The following is a 1,063-nucleotide window of genomic DNA, read 5'->3' on the forward strand; positions in this document are numbered from 1 at the left end:
TCTTCTCCCGAAGTTACGAGTCTATTTTGCCTAGTTCCTTAGCCATGAATCTCTCGAGCACCTTAGAATTCTCATCCCAACTACCTGTGTCGGTTTACGGTACGGGTTCTTATAACCTGAAGCTTAGAGGTTTTTCTTGGAAGTTTTTAGGCACACTATCCACGCATCCGAAGACTTGTGGTACTATCACACTTCAGCTAAACCAGCGGATTTGCCTACCAGTCTAATACCTAAATGTTTCAACGAACTATTCCGTCAGTTCGCGGTGCTTTCACTACTCCGTCACCCCATCGCAGTTATAAGAAGTACAGGAATATTAACCTGTTGTCCATCGACTACTCCCTTCGGATTCGCCTTAGGTCCCGACTAACCCTCAGCTGATTAGCATCGCTGAGGAAACCTTAGTCTTTCGGTGAGGGGGTTTCTCGCCCCCTTTATCGTTACTTATGCCTACATTTTCTTTTCTATACGTTCCAGCATGCCTCACAGCACACCTTCAGCACATATAGAATGCTCCCCTACCACTTTAATAAGTCCATAGCTTCGGTAATATGTTTATGCCCGATTATTATCCATGCTCGACCGCTCGACTAGTGAGCTGTTACGCACTCTTTAAATGAATGGCTGCTTCCAAGCCAACATCCTAGCTGTCTGGGCAGTCAAACCTCGTTTTTTCAACTTAACATATATTTGGGGACCTTAGCTGATGGTCTGGGTTCTTTCCCTCTCGGACATGGACCTTAGCACCCATGCCCTCACTGCTGAAAAACATTTTATAGCATTCGGAGTTTGTCAGGAATTGGTAGGCGGTGAAGCCCCCGCATCCAATCAGTAGCTCTACCTCTATAAAACTTTTATTCAACGCTGCACCTAAATGCATTTCGGGGAGTACGAGCTATTTCCGAGTTTGATTGGCCTTTCACCCCTACCCACAGGTCATCCAAAGACTTTTCAACGTCAACTGGTTCGGTCCTCCACTGTGTGTTACCACAGCTTCAACCTGCCCATGGGTAGATCACTCGGTTTCGCGTCTACTACTACTAACTAATCGCGCCCTATTCAG

Annotated in this window: 1 rRNA gene; it reads right to left on the reverse strand. The window is 46.3% G+C overall.

The window, feature by feature from the left end:
* Window positions 1–1,063: ribosomal RNA gene (locus OU788_RS12400) — 23S ribosomal RNA — on the reverse strand; the annotation flags it as partial.

The sequence above is a fragment of the Tenacibaculum sp. L6 genome (assembly GCF_028823685.1).
Lineage (GTDB): Bacteria > Bacteroidota > Bacteroidia > Flavobacteriales > Flavobacteriaceae > Polaribacter.